Origin of the sequence: Catenuloplanes japonicus, assembly GCF_000717135.1 — a bacterium.
Lineage (GTDB): Bacteria > Actinomycetota > Actinomycetes > Mycobacteriales > Micromonosporaceae > Catenuloplanes > Catenuloplanes japonicus.
In genome coordinates this window covers 1-15,258 of sequence record NZ_JNXY01000017.1, presented here as the reverse complement: position 1 = coordinate 15,258, position 15,258 = coordinate 1, and the positions used below count along the sequence as shown (strand labels likewise).

General features: G+C 74.4%; 14 protein-coding genes and 1 pseudogene. 11 read left to right on the top strand and 4 right to left on the bottom strand.

All coding sequences use genetic code 11. The features are described 5' to 3' along the window. The first annotated feature begins 16 nt into the window (after positions 1-16). Genes OP04_RS23560 through OP04_RS23535 form a run of 6 tightly spaced genes read left to right on the top strand, consistent with a single transcriptional unit; the run spans position 17 to position 5,762 of the window. The gene (locus OP04_RS23560; protein WP_033341998.1) at positions 17-997 is read left to right on the top strand and encodes a Gfo/Idh/MocA family oxidoreductase; all 981 of its coding nucleotides are present in this window, start codon (positions 17-19) and stop codon (positions 995-997) included. Next, a complete protein-coding gene (locus tag OP04_RS23555; protein ID WP_063746669.1) occupies positions 994-1,977 on the top strand; it encodes a sugar phosphate isomerase/epimerase family protein in 984 nt (327 codons plus the stop codon). Before OP04_RS23560 ends, OP04_RS23555 begins: the two co-directional genes overlap by 4 nt. Beyond that, entirely contained in the window at positions 1,974-3,287 is a 1,314-nt protein-coding gene (locus OP04_RS54765) for a M20/M25/M40 family metallo-hydrolase (protein WP_051798779.1), read from the top strand. The genes OP04_RS23555 and OP04_RS54765 overlap by 4 nt, the downstream gene beginning before the upstream one ends. Then, positions 3,284-4,384 (top strand): Ldh family oxidoreductase, encoded by a 1,101-nt coding sequence (locus tag OP04_RS23545; RefSeq protein WP_051798777.1) that lies wholly within the window; start codon positions 3,284-3,286, stop codon positions 4,382-4,384. Before OP04_RS54765 ends, OP04_RS23545 begins: the two co-directional genes overlap by 4 nt. Beyond that, complete coding sequence (locus OP04_RS23540) at positions 4,381-5,367, top strand: Gfo/Idh/MocA family protein (protein ID WP_033341997.1); 987 nt, start codon at positions 4,381-4,383, stop codon at positions 5,365-5,367. Before OP04_RS23545 ends, OP04_RS23540 begins: the two co-directional genes overlap by 4 nt. Continuing rightward, complete coding sequence (locus tag OP04_RS23535; RefSeq protein WP_033341996.1) at positions 5,364-5,762, top strand: DUF6917 domain-containing protein; 399 nt, start codon at positions 5,364-5,366, stop codon at positions 5,760-5,762. Before OP04_RS23540 ends, OP04_RS23535 begins: the two co-directional genes overlap by 4 nt. A gap of 41 nt (positions 5,763-5,803) precedes the next feature. Here OP04_RS23535 and OP04_RS23530 read toward each other — a convergent pair whose 3' ends face one another. Further along, positions 5,804-6,340, bottom strand: a complete 537-nt coding sequence (locus OP04_RS23530; RefSeq protein ID WP_033341995.1) for an EF-hand domain-containing protein — start codon at positions 6,338-6,340, stop codon at positions 5,804-5,806. Between the two features lie 201 nt (positions 6,341-6,541). On the opposite strand from OP04_RS23530, the gene OP04_RS23525 reads away from it, so the two are divergent. From OP04_RS23525 to OP04_RS23505, 5 genes are read left to right on the top strand one after another with little or no spacing between them, the layout of a single operon-like run. After that, positions 6,542-7,693 (top strand): DegT/DnrJ/EryC1/StrS family aminotransferase, encoded by a 1,152-nt coding sequence (locus OP04_RS23525; protein ID WP_033341994.1) that lies wholly within the window; start codon positions 6,542-6,544, stop codon positions 7,691-7,693. Next, complete coding sequence (locus OP04_RS23520) at positions 7,690-8,787, top strand: DegT/DnrJ/EryC1/StrS family aminotransferase (protein WP_033341993.1); 1,098 nt, start codon at positions 7,690-7,692, stop codon at positions 8,785-8,787. The genes OP04_RS23525 and OP04_RS23520 overlap by 4 nt, the downstream gene beginning before the upstream one ends. Beyond that, positions 8,784-9,692 carry a UbiA family prenyltransferase gene (locus OP04_RS23515; RefSeq protein WP_033341992.1) on the top strand — a complete coding sequence of 303 codons (909 nt, stop codon included), beginning with the start codon at positions 8,784-8,786 and terminating at the stop codon, positions 9,690-9,692. Before OP04_RS23520 ends, OP04_RS23515 begins: the two co-directional genes overlap by 4 nt. Then, the gene (locus OP04_RS23510; RefSeq protein ID WP_033341991.1) at positions 9,692-11,017 is read left to right on the top strand and encodes an NAD(P)/FAD-dependent oxidoreductase; all 1,326 of its coding nucleotides are present in this window, start codon (positions 9,692-9,694) and stop codon (positions 11,015-11,017) included. The genes OP04_RS23515 and OP04_RS23510 overlap by 1 nt, the downstream gene beginning before the upstream one ends. Continuing rightward, complete coding sequence (locus OP04_RS23505) at positions 11,017-12,576, top strand: class I adenylate-forming enzyme family protein (protein ID WP_033341990.1); 1,560 nt, start codon at positions 11,017-11,019, stop codon at positions 12,574-12,576. The genes OP04_RS23510 and OP04_RS23505 overlap by 1 nt, the downstream gene beginning before the upstream one ends. 133 nt (positions 12,577-12,709) lie before the next feature. Here OP04_RS23505 and OP04_RS23500 read toward each other — a convergent pair whose 3' ends face one another. From OP04_RS23500 to OP04_RS54760, 3 genes and pseudogenes are all read right to left on the bottom strand, one after another. Then, positions 12,710-13,933 carry a nucleotide sugar dehydrogenase gene (locus OP04_RS23500; RefSeq protein ID WP_033341989.1) on the bottom strand — a complete coding sequence of 408 codons (1,224 nt, stop codon included), beginning with the start codon at positions 13,931-13,933 and terminating at the stop codon, positions 12,710-12,712. 143 nt (positions 13,934-14,076) lie between these two features. Next, the gene (locus OP04_RS23495; protein WP_033341988.1) at positions 14,077-14,883 is read right to left on the bottom strand and encodes an ABC transporter permease; all 807 of its coding nucleotides are present in this window, start codon (positions 14,881-14,883) and stop codon (positions 14,077-14,079) included. After that, positions 14,880-15,258, bottom strand: a pseudogene (locus tag OP04_RS54760) (ABC transporter ATP-binding protein); the annotation flags it as partial. The gene OP04_RS23495 and the pseudogene OP04_RS54760, both read right to left, overlap by 4 nt.

Here is a 15,258-nt window from a genome sequence, read left to right as displayed (position 1 = left end):
CGAAGAGGGCGATGACATGCTGCGCACGGTGATCGTGGGTCTCGGCCGGTCCGGGACCGGTCTGCACCTACCGGCGATTCACAAGATCCATCCGGGGTACGACGAGCCCGTGCTCGGCCTCGACCCGCGCGCACCCCGGCACCTGCCCGGCGTGACCGTCTGCGCCGATCCGGCCGACGCGGCCGCGCGCACCGACCCGGCCCGCACCGTGGTGCACGTCTGCACACCGCCCGGCGTCCGCGCCCGCGTGCTGCGGGACCTGGCACCGCACGGCTTCACCCGCTTCCTGGTGGAGAAGCCGCTCGCGGACGACGCCGCCGGCCTGGACGCGCTCCTGCACACGGCCGAGCGCCTCCGGCTGCGGATCGAGCCGGTCAGCCAGTGGCTGTCCAGCGCGCTCACCCGCCGGATCGCGACCCGGATCGCCGCGGACGGGCCGGGCGCGCTACGCGAGATCCGCCTGGTGCAGCGCAAACCCCGGTTCGCCCGCTCGCTGACCGACAGCGGCCACGCCACCGCCTTCGACGTGGAGGTCCCGCACGCGCTCGGCGTCGCGCTGGCGCTGGCCGGCCCCGGCCACGTCCACCACGCGGGCTGGAGCGACCTGCGCACGGACACCGCGGTCCGCCCGCGCCTCGGCCGCGCCTGGATGACGGTCCGGCACGACACCGGCGTACGCACCCGCATCGAGTCCTGCCTGAGCGCGCCGCTCCGCGAACGCCGCATCGAGATCGGCCTGCGCCGCACCACGCTCACCGGCTTCTACCCGTGCAGCGAGGCCGACTCCTACGCCCGCCTCACCACCCGCGACGGCCCCCACCGTCAGGACAGCACGTTCGAGGACGACAGCCTGACCACCGCGATCCGCGAGGCCTACGACCGCTTCGCGGCAGACCCGCCGGGCGGCGACGACCCGGCGAGCGACGCGCTGGTGATCAACACGGCGGTCGTGCGCATGCTCGCCGACGCCAAGCGGCTCGCCGGGACGACGTCGTGACCGCCGCGCTGTGCGGCATCGGCGACGAGGCCGGCCGCGACCTGACCACCCAGCTCGCCGCGATCACCGCGCTCGGCTGGCGGCGCCTGGAGCTGCGCACGGTCGGCGGCGTCGCGCTCGCCGACCTGCCGCCCGGCGACGTCGCCCGGCTCGCCGACACGCTCGACGCGCACGGCGTGACCGTCCCGTGCGTCGCCTCCCGGATCGGCGACTACGCGCGCCCGGTCACCGGCGACCCCGCGCTCGACCTGGACGAACTGGAGACGCTCGCGGCCCGCTGTGCCCGGCTCGGCACCCGGCTGATCCGGGTGATGTCGTTCGCCGACGGCGGCCTGCCGGACGCACGGTGGGGGAGCGCCGCGATCGACCGCCTGGCCACGCTCGCCCGCCGCGCCGCCGCCCACGGCCTGACGCTCGTCCACGAGAACTGCACCGGCTGGGCCGCCCGTGACCCGTCCCGGATGCGCGAGCTGCTGGACCGGGTCCCCGGCCTGCGCCTGCTCTTCGACCTCGGCAACGGCGTTCCCTACGGCTACGACGCGCCCGCGCTGCTGCGTGAGGTGGTCCCGTTCGTGGCCCACGTACACGTCAAGGACGCGGTATCCGCACCGGGCGGTGTGCGCTACGTGCCGCCCGGCGACGGCGAGGCCGGCGTCGCCGAGTGCCTGCGGCTGCTCGCCGGGTCCGGCTACGACGGCGTGCTCTCCATCGAGCCGCACATCGGCCTGCGCCCGCACACCGGCGAGACCGCGCCGGACGCGGAGCTCACGGCCGGTTTCCTCGCCGCGGGCCGCGCGCTCGAGGCACTGCTGTCCCGCCTGCCGCAGCCGGTTCCGGCCCGCGAATCCGGCCCGCCGTCTGCCCGCGAGCCGCAGCCGGCCACCGAATCGCAGCCCCGGACGGCAGGCCCGCCGGAACCGCCATCGTCCGGCACACGGGAAGCGCCGGCGGCCCGGCTGCCCGAGGAGTCCGTCGCATGACCTTGATCGATCAGCATCCCGTTGTCCCGCCCGGACTGCGGGACGAGGACCGTGACCTGCTGATGCGGCTGCTCACGTTGCCGACGGTCAGCCCGCTGGAGGCGCGGCCGGGCGACGCGCCGCCGCGCCTGTGGGAGGCGCAGCGTGCCTATGCGGACGCGGCCGCGGAGATCGGCTTCGCCGTGATCAGGCACGCCTCGCCCGTACCCGCTGATGTGGATGATCTGGTTCCTGAGGTGGCGCGGCGGGCCGCCGAAGCCGATCCGGAGTTCCTGCGCGGCCAGCCGAGCATGGTGCTGCGCCTGGGGCCGGCGTTGCCGCGGGCCGTCACCGTGATGTGCAACGTGCACCTGGACACGGTCGCCGGGCTGCCCAAAATCAAGATCAACGGCGGCCGGGTGTACGGACGAGGCGCGATCGACGCGAAAGGGCCGGCAGTGTCGCTGCTGGCCGGCGTGCGGGCCGCGGCCGCGGCCGAGCCGGCGATCGGGCGCACGGTCGGCGTGCTGATCCAGGCCGTCTCCGGCGAGGAGGGCGGCGCGCTGGGCACGCTCGGCACCCGGCTGCTGGTCCGCGACGGGCACGTCGGGCGGCTCAACCTGTTCTGCGAGCCGACCGGCCTGCGGCTGCTGCCGCGCGCGACCGCGTCCGCGACCGCGCTGATCCGCACGGACGGCGAGGACAGCGTGGACGACCGCCCGGAGCGCGGCCACAACGCGACCGTGCTGCTCGGGCACCTGGCCGCGCACCTGGCCGGGACGATCGCGCACCCGGGCGACGGCGCGGTCTGCGTGGCCGGGCTGCACACCGGACATCTGCACAACCGGGTGTACGGCACCGGGCGGCTGCTGCTGAACCTCACCTACCCGGACGCGGCGGCCGGGCGCCGGCTGGAGGAGCTGACCGAGCGCGCGTTCGCCGACGGGCTCGGCGCGTTCACGGCCGCGTTCCGGGACGTGCCGGCGATGCGGCGCACGGCGCGGGACGCGGCCCGGATCGCCCGGCTGGAATGGGTCAAACGCGGGCTGCCCGCGCTGTCCGCCGTGGACAGTCCGTGGGCACGCACGCTGGCCGCGGACGCCGGTGTGGACTGGTGGCCGCCCGACGAGCCCGCGTTCACCTGCGACGCGATCTGGACGGCCGGCGTGCCCGGTGCGTACACGGCGGTGTTCGGCCCGGGGGACCTGGCCGGCAACCGCGCCCACGCGGACGGCGAGTTCGCCGAGCTGCGCGACCTGGACGAGCACGCGCGGGCGGTGGCGCGGCTGCTGGTCGCGTTCGCCCGGCGCACGCGCGAGGAGGAGCTGTGACCACGATCGGACTTCCCGAGCTGCTGGGGTTCGTGACCGCGGTGTTCACCCGGCGGGGCGTGCCGCCGGAACGGGCGTCCGCGGCCGCGGCGGCGCTGCTGCACGGCGACCTGACCGGCATGTCGTCGCACGGGCTGGCGAACCTGACCCGCCTCTACCTGCCGCTGCTCGACTCCGGCCGTGCGGACCCGGCGGCGGACCCGCGCACGCTGACCGACGCGGGCGCGATCGTGCACCTGGACGCCGCGCGCACGCTCGGGCTGTGGTCGGCCGGGGCCGCCGCGGACCTGGCCGTCGCGCGCGCCGCCGCCTACGGGATCGGCATGGTCTCGGTGCGCGGGATGACGCACATCGGCTGCGCGGGCGCGCACACGCTGCGGATCGCGGAACGCGGCATGGTCGGGCTGATCGCCACGAACTGCGGGCGGCAGCGGATCGCGCGTCCGCCGGGCGGGCGGGTCGCGATGCTGGGCACGAACCCGCTCAGCGTGGCCGCGCCGGCCGGCGACCATCCGCCGTTCGTGCTGGACATGAGCACCACCGTGGTGCCGACCGGCCGGGTGCGGGCCGCCGCGCGCGCCGGTGACCCGGTGCCGGCCGGGTGGCTGGCCACGGACTGCGGGACGCCGGTGACGGACCCGGGCGCGTTCGACCGCGGCGAGGCGCACCTGCAGTGGCTCGGCGGGCGGCCGGAGACCGGCGCCTACAAGGGGTTCGGGCTCGCGCTCGCGGTGGAGGTGCTGTCCGCGCTGGTCTCCGGCTCCGGGCGCGGGCCGGACCCGGAGGCGCTGGACGGCGACGGCGGTCCGAGCGGCCGCGACGACGACATCGGCATGATCGTGCTGGCGATCGCGCCCGGGGTCCTGCGCGCGCCGGAGGACGTGCACGCGGACGCGGGCGCGCTCTTCGGCAGCCTGCTGGACTGCCCGCCGTCCGGGGACCTGGCCGTGCGCTATCCGGGCTGGCACGAGGCGGAGCGGGCGGCCCGCTGCCGGGCGGAGGGCGTGCCACTGAGCCCGCAGCTGTACGAGGAGCTGAAACAGCTGGCGGCGGCGGAGAACCTGGCGATGCCGGGGGCCGTGGGGGTGGCGGGTTGAGCACGCTGCGCGTCGGGGTGGTCGGCCTCGGCGCGATCAGCCGCTACTACCTGGCCGCGCTGGAGACCGTGCCCGGCGTGCGGCTCGCCGCGGTCTGTGACACGGATCCGGCCCGGCTGCGCGCGGGCAGCGCCGCCGGCGTCGCCGGATCCTCCCGCACGGCCGGGATTCCGCGGCTCCCGGCCGTACCCTCGTGGCCTGATGTTCGTGGTTTTGACAGCCACACCGCGCTCGCGCTCGCCGGCGGGGTGGACGCGGTCGTCGTCACCACGCCCAACGACACGCACGCGGCCATCTGCGCCGACCTCCTCGACGCCGGACTGCCCGTCTGCGTCGAGAAGCCGCTGGCGTTGCGCCCCGCCGAGGGTGACGCGCTCGCCCGCCGCGCGGAACAGCGCGGCGTCGTGCTCTTCACCGCCTTCCATCGCCGGTACAACGACGCGGTTCTGGCGCTGCGCGCCGGTCTGCCCGCGGGCGTGCCGATCCGTGAGCTGACGGTCCGCTACTGGGAGCGCATCGAGGAGCACATCGGCGGCGACGCCTGGTACCTCGATGCGGCCCGCTGCGGCGGTGGTTGTGTGGCGGACAACGGTCCCAACGCGTTCGACCTGGTCAGGCTTTTCGCCGGCGATCCGGCCGGCACCCGGGTGACCGGCGTGGACGTGCGCCGGGACGCGGACGGCTGCGACCGGCAGGCGACCGTGACGCTGCGGGCGGGCACGCTCGACGCCCGCGTCGAGCTGGACTGGTCCTACCCCGGTGAGGTCAAGGACGTCGAGGTGACGCTGGCCGACGGCACCCGCCGCCGGGCCGACATGCTCGCCGGTCACGCCGGTTTCAAGGCGTCGCTGTGGCACGAGTACGAGGCACTGGTGGCCGCGTTCGCCGCGCGTGTCCGTACCGGCCCCGCCCCGGACGGCGGCCCGGCCGCGCTGGATCTGGTCGACGAGGTGTACCGCATGGAGGGTTGCGTGATGACATGATCGAGGACGGTCCGAAGAGGACGGTCGAGGGCACGCTGGTGAAGGTGCTGGTGCATCGGCGCGACGAGCGCGGCATGCGGCTGGAGCCGTTCGCCAGCCGGTGCGTGCGCCGGGGCGAGGTGCACGAGCTGCTGACCACGGACCACCGGCACACGAACAGCACGGATCCGGTGGACCGCGTCGGCTTCCTGGGCTTCGTGGAGATCGAGTGCGGCGGCGTGCTGGACCGCGGTGACGAGGTCCACATCGGAGGGACGCGCGTCGGTACCGTGCTCGGTTTCGACGCCTGCCACTTCCCGAACCACTACAACGTGGTGATCGCCGCGGAGACGCCGGTGACCGGCGCGGACCTGGGCCTGTCGCCGGAACAGCCGGTGACGTTCCGGGCCTGTTGAGAATCCGGGAGACCCGCACGGGTCTCCCGGATCCGGCTACGTCAGCGGCCGAGCAGCGGCACGTCGATGTTGCCGGCGTGGTAGTCCTTGACCGCCTGGACGAGCTCGTCCGTGGTCAGGGTCCCGCTGCCGTTCGTGTCGAGCTGGTTGAAGAGCTGGATCGGGTCCGCCTCGACGCCGATGGCGTTGATCCAGCGGGCGAACTCGCCGCGGTCGACCTGACCGTCGCCGTCCTCGTCGCAGAGGTCGGCGACGGCCTGGATCGTCGGCGCCAGCGCCCGGTCGAAGCCGGCGTCGCCCTTGTCGAGCATGGCGGCCTCGCTGGCCTTCTGGAACGCCTCCGGGTCGAGCGAGCCGTCCTGCCCGATGCCGCCCTGCTCGGCGGAGATCTTCCACAGGTTCTGGTACGCCGAGACGACGGCCGCGCCCTTGGGCGAGGTCGGCGACTCCTGGAACGACTTGAGGATGCGGTGCGCCTCGGCCTCGTAGTCCGAGCGGTCGATGGCGCCGTCGCCGTTGGCGTCCCACAGCTGGAAGCGCTGCTCGAGGCGCTGCTTCTGGGTTGCGGTCGCAGACATGGTTTCTGCCTCTCTGATGGCTGGATGTGCGTGCCGTCGCGGACCGGTGCGTGGGCACGGCGCAGTGCCGTGATGGCTGTGCACCACCCCGGCCTGACGGCATACACAGAGTGACACAATGAACGCGCTAGGTAGCTAAATTTGATCAACGGCGGGCGCGTCGACTTGTCGGCATTCGGCGGGTATGGGAATTTTCGCCATATGAAGATCCAGTCCACTCGGGCGCCCGTCCCGTTCTTCTCCCAGCGCGCCACGTTCGAGGCGCTGTGGCCGCGCATCGCCGACGGGCTGGACGAGGTGCTCGACGGCGGGAAGTTCTCCCACGGCCGGGCCGTCGCCGCGCTCGAAGCAGACCTCGCGGCCTGGACCGGCGCCCGGCACGTCATCGGCGTCAACTCCGGCACCGACGCGCTCGTGCTGCTGCTGCGCGCGGCCGGCCTGCGACCCGGCGACGAGGTGGTGGTGCCCGCGTTCAGCTTCGTGGCGTCCGCCAGCGCGGTCGTGCTGGCCGGCGGCCGCCCGCGCTTCGCCGACATCGACCCGGAGACGTACGCGCTCGACCCGGCCGCCGCGTCCGCCGCGGTCACCGGCCGCACCCGGATGCTGATGCCGGTGCACCTGTTCAGCCGGATGGCGGACATGGACGCGCTCGGCGCGGTCGCGGGCGCGCACGACCTGCGCATCGTCGAGGACAGCGCGGAGGCGATCGGCATGCGCCACCGCGGCACGCACGCCGGCCTGCTCGGCGCCGGAGGAGTGCTCTCGTTCTTCCCCAGCAAGACGCTCGGCGCGATCGGCGACGCGGGCGCGGTGCTCACCGACGACCCGTACATCGCGGAGACGGTCGCGGCGCTGCGCCACCACGGCCGCCCCGGCCCGAGCCTGCACAACTTCCCGGCGATCGCGACCGCCAGCGCGCTGCCCGGGACGAACTCCAAGATGGACGACCTGCAGGCCGAGGTGCTGCGCGCGAAGCTCGGCCGGCTCGACGCGGACATCGCGCGGCGCGCGGCGCTGGCCGAGGCGTACACCGCGCGGCTGACCGGCGCGCCCGGCATCCGTAAGGTGCCCACGGGCTCGGTCTTCTACGTCTACCTGATCGAGGCGGACGACCGGGACGGCCTGGCCGCGCACCTGGCCGCGCGCGGCATCGGCACCGAGGTCTACTACCCGCGCCCGCTGCACCTGCAGCCGTGCTTCGCGGACCTGGGCCACCGGGCCGGCGACTTCCCGCACGCGGAGGCCGCCTGCGCCCGCACGCTCGCGCTCCCGCTCTACCCGGACCTCGCGGACGGCGACGTCGGCGTGGTCTGCGACGCCATCGACGACTTCTACCGGGGCGGCAACCGATGATCCCGTTCTTCCCGCCGGACCTGTTCACCACGGACCGGGACCTGCTGCACACGCTGCTGCACGAGGTCGGCACCGACCCCGGGCAGCGGTTCATCCTGGGGGAGCGGGTCACGCGCCTGGAGCGCGCGCTCTCCGCCCGGCTGGACGGCGCGGACGTGGTCGCCTGCGGCAGCGGCACGGTCGCGCTGGAGCTGATCCTGCGCGCGGCCGGGATCGGCCAGGGCGACGAGGTGATCGTGCCCGCGTTCGGCTGCGCGCCGCTCGCGAGCGCCGTCATCGCGGCCGGCGCCGTCCCGGTCTTCGCGGACGTCACGCCGGGCAGCCTCACCATGGACCCGCAGGCGGCCGCCGCGCTGATCACGCCGCGGACCAGGGCGCTGATGCCGGCGCACATGTTCTCCGTCATGGCGGACATGCCGGCATTCCGGGAGATCGCGGACGCGCACGGCCTGCGGCTGATCGAGGACTCCGCGGTGGCACAGGGCGCGACGCTGCACGGCCGGCCCGCCGGGCTCTGGGGTGACGCCGGTCTGTTCTCGTTCGTCCAGGTCAAGACGTTCGGCGGGATCGGCGAGGGCGCGGTCGTGGTCACCACCGACCCGGCGATCGGCGCGGCCGTGCGGATGCTGCGCAACCACGGCCAGGACGGCGTCACCCGCTTCCTGCACCACCGGATCGGGCACAACAGCCGCTTCGACGAGCTGATGGCCGGATATCTGCTGCACCGGCTGCCCACGCTGGACGAGCGGCTGGACCGGCGCGCCGCGATCGGCCGCTACTACACGTCGCGGCTGACGTCGCCGGCCGTGGAGACGCCGCCCGCGACCGAGGACGGGCGCTGCTACTACGTCTACAACCTGCTGGCCGGCGACCGGGACCGGCTGCGCGACCACCTCGCCGCGCACGGCGTCGGCACGCACGCCTACTACCCGGCCGCGCTGCCGCACCAGCCCGCGTTCGCGCCGTGGGCCGCGCCGCGCACCGGCTGGCCGGTCGCGGAGGACGCGGCCCGCCGCTGCCTGGCGCTGCCGATCTACCCGCACCTGACCGACGCACAGGTGGAGAAGATCGCGGACGCGGTGATGGCGGCATGATCGGCGTCTACGCACGGCTGGCCAAGCTCGACGTCTTCGACTACTACCTCGCGCTGCCGGTTGTCTGGGCGCTGCTGGCCCCGGCGTACCGGACAGACCCGGCCGCGCTGGCCACGCTCGTGCTCTTCGGGCTCGGCACGGTCGCGGTGCTCGCCTCCGGTGTCGCGCTCGACGACGTCACCGGCTATCTCGACGGCAGCGACGCGCGCAACTACGGCCCGGACGCGCCGGCCCGCAGGCTGGCCCGCAAACCGCTGCTCACCGGCGAGCTGACGGTCGGGCAGGCCCGCCGGTTCGGCGTGTGGTCCGGCGTCTGCGGCGCCGCCTGCTGGCTGTCCGCCTGGCTGGTCGCGCCGGCCGCGCCCGCCTGGTCGCTGCTGATCGCCGCGTTCTGCCTGGTCATCTCCACGCAATATTCCTACGGGCTCAAGCTCAGCTACCGCGGCGGTCAGGAGCTGACCCTCATCGGGTACGGCATCGGCGTCGTCCTCGCGCCCTACGTGTTCGTCACCGGGCACGCGGACGCGCACGTGGTGGTCTGCGCGGTCCTGTTCGGGCTCGGGCCGCTGCTGTTCGGGCTCTACTCCAACACCAACGACGTGGCCGGGGACGCGTCGGTCGGGCGTCGTACCGCGGCGGCGCTGCTCAGCCCGGCCGCGAACCGGCGCGTCGTGCTCGGCGCGACCGTGGCCGAGCCCGCGCTGATCCTCGGCGCGGCGTTCACCGGCCCGTGCCCGGCCTGGTTCCCGCTGCTGCTCGCGCCCGTGCTGATCGTCCGCGCCCGGCAGCTGTTCTCCGGCTGGGGGCGCGGCGACATCCTCGCGGCGCGCCGGACCGGCATCCACGCGCACCGGCTCACGGCCGTGCTGCTGACCACCTTCGGACTGATCGTGGGAGGACTGTGATGAACACCGACCTGGACGTGGCGGTCGTCGGGGCGGGCCTGGCCGGGCTCGCCGCCGCGGACGTGCTGCGCCGCTCCGGCCGTACCGTGCAGGTCTTCGAGACCCGGGCACACGTCGGCGGCCGGATGGCGACCCGGCGCGTCGACGGCTACCTGCTCGACGAGGGCGCCGAGATGATCTCGTCGAAGGGCTACCCGGCCACCTGGCGGCTGATCCGGCGGCACGGCCTCGACCCGGCGACCGAGGTGCCGTCGATCCGGGCCGGCGTGGCCGCGTGGCACGACGGCCGGATCCGCGCCGGCCTGGGCGACCCGTTCCACCCGGCCGCGGGCGGGCTGTCCCCGCGCGGCCGGATCGCGCTGCTGCGCCTGCTCGCCGACCTGTCCCGGTCCCGCGCCGAGTTCCCGTTCGGCGACGTCACCGTGGCCGGCCTGGCCGACGTCTACGGCTCGGAGCTGGTCGACCGGCTGCTGCAACCGTTGGCCACCGGCATGTGCGGCTGGCTGCCGGAACGCGCGTCGGCCGGGCCGTTCCTGGCGAACGTGGCCGCGGTCGGCCCGCCCAGTGCCTGGCGCACCTACACGGACGGCATGGACACGCTGGCCCGCCGGATCGCCGCCACGGTCGACGTCCGTCGTGACACCCGGGTCCGGCAGGTCACCGCGCTGTCGTCCGGGCACGCGCGGCTGGAGCTGGACGGCGAGACGCTGACCGCGCGCACGGTGCTGCTCGCGGTGCCCGCGCCGATCGCGCTCACGCTGCACCCCGGGATGCCGGACGACGCGCGCGCGTACGCCGAGGCCTGCCGCTACTCGTCCGTGCTGCGCCTCAGCTGCCTGCTGGACACGCCGCTCACGGCCAGGTCCCGGCGCCCGCCGCACATGGTGGCGGTCGCGGAGACGGAGAGCGCCACCATCGCCGGCCTCACGTTCGACCACGTGCGCCACCCCGGCCGCGCGCCGGCCGGCCGCGGGCTGGTCTCCGTGCTGGCCGCGCCGCGGCTGGTCCCTGAGCTGCTGGCCGCGCCGGACGCGGAGGTGACCGCGCTGCTGCTGGCCGCGGCCGAGCAGGTGCTCCCGGGCCTGACCGCGGCGGTACGGCACACGGTCGTCACCGGGTTCCGCCACGGCCTGCCCGAGCCCGGACCGGACGCGCTCGCGCTCCGGGCCGCGTTCCTGGCCCGTCCGCCGGGCCCGATCGACTACGCCGGTGACTGGGTCGCGCTGCGGCCCAGCAGCGAGGGCGCGGCGCGCTCCGGCGAACTGGCAGCGGAACGCATTCTGGCGGACGCCCGCCGGACGAATCAGGAGGTCGCCGTACCGTGATGGACTTCGGAACGCTCTTCGACATGCTGGAGGAGCGCGGCTCCCGCACGGTCGTGCACCTCGACCGCCCGTTCGACGCGGACCCGGACGGCGGGCTGCGCCACCCGATCGCGAGCCTGGCCGCGCTCGTGCGCGAGTTGGCCGGCATGCTCGCGGCCGCCGGCGCCACGCCCGGCGACCGGGTGGCGATCGTGAAGGAGAACCACTGGGACGGCGCGTTGCTGGCCTGCGCCGCGACCCGGATCGGCGCGGTCCCGGCGCTGCTCTCCGGCGCGCTCCCGCCGGAGACGATGCGCACGCTGGTGCACCGGCTGGAGCCCGCGCTGGTCGTCGGCATGCCCGACCAGCTGCGCGCGCTCGGCGACCTGAGCGCGCTGCGCGCGATCGACCTGACCGGGACCACGCCGGGCGCGATCGTGGCGGACGACCTGCGCGGCCACGACGCGCCGCCACCGCACCGGCGGCACGACGACGCGCCGCTGGCGATCAACCACACGTCCGGCACGACCGGCGTGCCGAAGCTGGTCGTGCACTCCACCACCACGCTCATCCGGCGGATCGCGGACTTCGAGGCGCTGCCGATGCCGGTGCTGACCGCGCACCGCGGCGACGTGGTGGCCAGCGCGATCTCGTTCGTGCACGGTCGTGCGATCACCTGGACCGCCAGCGCGTTCCGGCACCAGCCGCGCGAGGTGCTGATCGTCACGGACCCGGATCCGGCCCGCGCGCTGCCGATGCTGGAGCGCCACCGTCCGTCCATGGTGGAGGCACTGCCGTCCACCTACGTGCGCTGGCAGCGGGAGGAGACCACCGCGTTCCGGAACACGCGCCTGTTCATCAGCACGTTCGACGCGATCCACCCGAGCACGGTCCGCGGCTACCTCCGCGACAGCGCACGCCGGTTCCCGGTGTGGCTGCAGGGCTGGGGGCAGACCGAGACCGGGCCCTTGACGCTGCGGCTGATGACGCGGCGCGCGCTGGCCCGGCCGTCGCGCCGCCACCCGACCACCCGGCATCTGGGCTGGCCGGTGCCGTTCCAGACCCGCCTGCGCGTGGTCGACCCGAAGACCCTCTCGCCGGTACGCCGCGGGCGCCCCGGCCTGATCCAGGCGCGGACCGGCGCACGCTGCCTCGGCTACCTGGGCGAGGAGCACCGGTGGGCCGCGAAGACCGACGGTGCCTGGTTCCACACCGGCGACATCGGCGTGCGCGACCGGCTCGGCGGCCTCCGGCTGCTGGACCGGGAGGTCGACGCCGCCCCGGGCCTGAGCTGCATGGAGATCGAGGATCTGGTCGACGAGCGGCTGCCCGCGGTGCAGGAGTGCGTGCTGCTCACCTCGCCGGACGCGCCGCCGGTGCCGGTGCTGGTGACCACGGACGGCACGGTCGACGCGCACGCCTGGGCGGCCGCGGTGGCCGACCTGCCCCGGTTGGCCGCGCCGGTCGTGGTCGCGGCGGCCGACGTGCCCCGGACCGGGACCGGCAAGGTCCGCCGGATGGAGTTGCGCGCCCGGATCGGCGGGCTGACCGCGCCGGTCGGTACCGGCCGCTGGACCTGACCCGGCATCTGCGGTGATCGGGGCGTCCACCGTGCTGTTCGCACCAGGTGGGTGGCGACCCGATCACGGTTCGTGGACGGCCCGCCGGCCGGGCGGCCCTGACCCGCCGATCAGGGCCGCGCGGCGCGGAGGCTCAGTGCTGGCGCGGCAGTCGCCCGCGCGTGTCCAGCAGCCGGGGTACGAGCCGTGCGATGCGCCGCACGTCGAAGCACCGGTGGTCCTGCAGCAGCACGGCCACGTCGCAGCCGGCCAGGTCCGCCGACGGCGGCACCGGCTCGCCGTCCACGATGAACGCCGCGACCAGCGGATCGTGGAACCGGACCTGGCAGCCGGCCGCGCGCAGTTCCCGGGCCACCGACACGGCCGGGGTCTCGCGCAGGTCCGGCACGTCCGGCTTGTAGGTCACGCCGAGCAGCAGCACGCGCGCGCCCGCGACCGGCACGCCGTCCTGGTCCAGCATCGCCACGGCCTGCCGCGCCACGTGCACCGGCATGCGGGTGTTGATCCGGTGCGCGGTGCCGATCAGCTCCGCGTCCAGGCCGCTGCGGCGTACCCAATGGGCCAGGTAGTGCGGATCCACCGGGATGCAGTGCCCGCCGACGCCCGGCCCCGGGCGGAACGACGCGAATCCGAACGGCTTCGTGCCGGCCAGCTCCACCACGCTCCACACGTCGACGCCGGTCCGGTCGCAGATCATCGACAGCTCGTTGACCAGCGCGATGTTCACCAGCCGGTACGTGTTCTCCAGCAGCTTCGCCAGCTCCGCCTCCCGGGTGCCGGGCGCGACGATCACGGTGTCCACCAACGTCTCGTAGAACGCGGCACACCGCTTCGCGCACAGCGACGTCAACCCGCTGACCACCTTGGGCGTACGCGCGAAGGTGAACTCGGTGTTGCCCGGGTCGATCCGTTCCGGCGAGTAGCCGAGGTAGAAGTCCGCGCCCGCCACCAGCCCGCTGGCCTGTTCCAGCAGCGGCCGGACCACGTCCTCGGTGGTGCCGGGGAAGCTCGTCGACTCCAGCACGACCAGCGTCCCCGGCCGCAGGTGCGTGCCGGCCGTGGCGGTCGCTGCCCGGACCGCGCCCAGGTCCGGTGCGCCGTCCGGGGTGAGCCCGGTCGGCACGCAGATGACCACCACGTCCGCCTCGCCGACCGCGGCCGGGTCCGCGGTGGCGCGGAACCCGGCGGCGATCATGGCCTCTACCTCGGCGTCGGTCACGTCGCCCACCGGCGACTGCCCGTCGCCGAGCGTGGCGACCACCCGTGGCGCGGTGTCGATCCCGGTGACCGCGAGCCCGGCGGTGCAGGCCTGCCGGGCCAGCGGAAGCCCGACGTAGCCCAGCCCGATGACCACCATCCGGGTCGATGCACTTGTCCTGTGGTCCGACACGATTCTCCGTCCTCGTCATATCAGCGGCGAGGACCATCTTGGCGGCTGAAAGGACAGATTTTGGACAAATCATCCGAAATGTCCGACGGTGGCGTCAGAATCCTTCGTGCTCAGTTCACCTCGCGCCGCAGGATCCGCACGATGCCGAGGACCAACGGCACCGCCACCCAGACCAGCGCGGACACGCCGAACTGCGCCCACTGATCACCCGTGACCGTGGTCTGCATGGTCAGCGGCTGCGAGGTGGTGGCCATGTCCAGCCAGGCCGTGGCGTCGCGCAGCCAGGAGAGCATCGCGCCGAGCGTGGTCAGGATCATCGGGAGTACGAAGTAGAGCACGATCGCGAGCGGCGAGTTGAGCAGCAGCGCGCCGAACGCGGAGCCCATCAGCACGTAGACGAGCGACACCAGCACATATCCGGCGAGCGTGGCCATCGGCATCGCCCACGACCCGTCCTCGTCGCGTGCGATCGCGATCAGGTTCGCGATCGCGGACGTGCCGGCCGTGAGCGCCGTGGTGATCACCGCGATGGTCGCGGCGGCCAGCAGCTTCGCGGTGATGACCCGGCCGCGCGCCGGCACCAGCGTGAACGTGGTGATCGCGGTCCGCTGGGTGAACTCGCCGGTCATCGCCAGGATGCCCAGCACCGGGAGCAGGATGCTGACCGGCAGTTGCGCGAAGCCCATGAACGCGGCGAACGTGCGCCCGCCCACGGTCCCGCCCACGAACAGCAGGATCGCGGTGGCCGCCACCACCCCGGCCGCGATGATGATCAGCAGCCACAGCCCGGCCCTCGTGTCGACCAGCTTGCGCAACTCCACGCCGGTCAACGTCAACATCGACACCCTCTTGGGGGTACGCTCCGCGCCGTCCGGCACCGTGCCCGGCCGCTCCGTCTGCAGTGTCGTCGTGGTCATCGTGCGCCTTCCTTGGCAGCGGCTCCGCCGGTGGCGGTCAGGGTGAGGAACATCTGCTCCAGCCCGGCACCGTCGGCCGGCCGGAGTTCGAGCAGGACGGCGTTGTTCGCGGCCGCGGCGTGCCCGATCGCGGCGGGTTCCGCGCTGACCAGCAGGGCGCCGTCCTGGGTGCGGGTGTGCTTGAGCCCGGCCCGGTCCAGCGCGGCGGCGAGCCCGGCCGGGTCGACCGCGCGCACCAGGGTCCCGCCGCCGGCGAGCAGCTCGGTCTTGTCGCCTTGGGCGACGATGCGTCCGCCGCCGATGACGACGAGCCGGTCCGCGACCGCTTCGACCTCGCGGAGCAGGTGCGAGGAGAGCAGGACGGTGCCGCCGCGG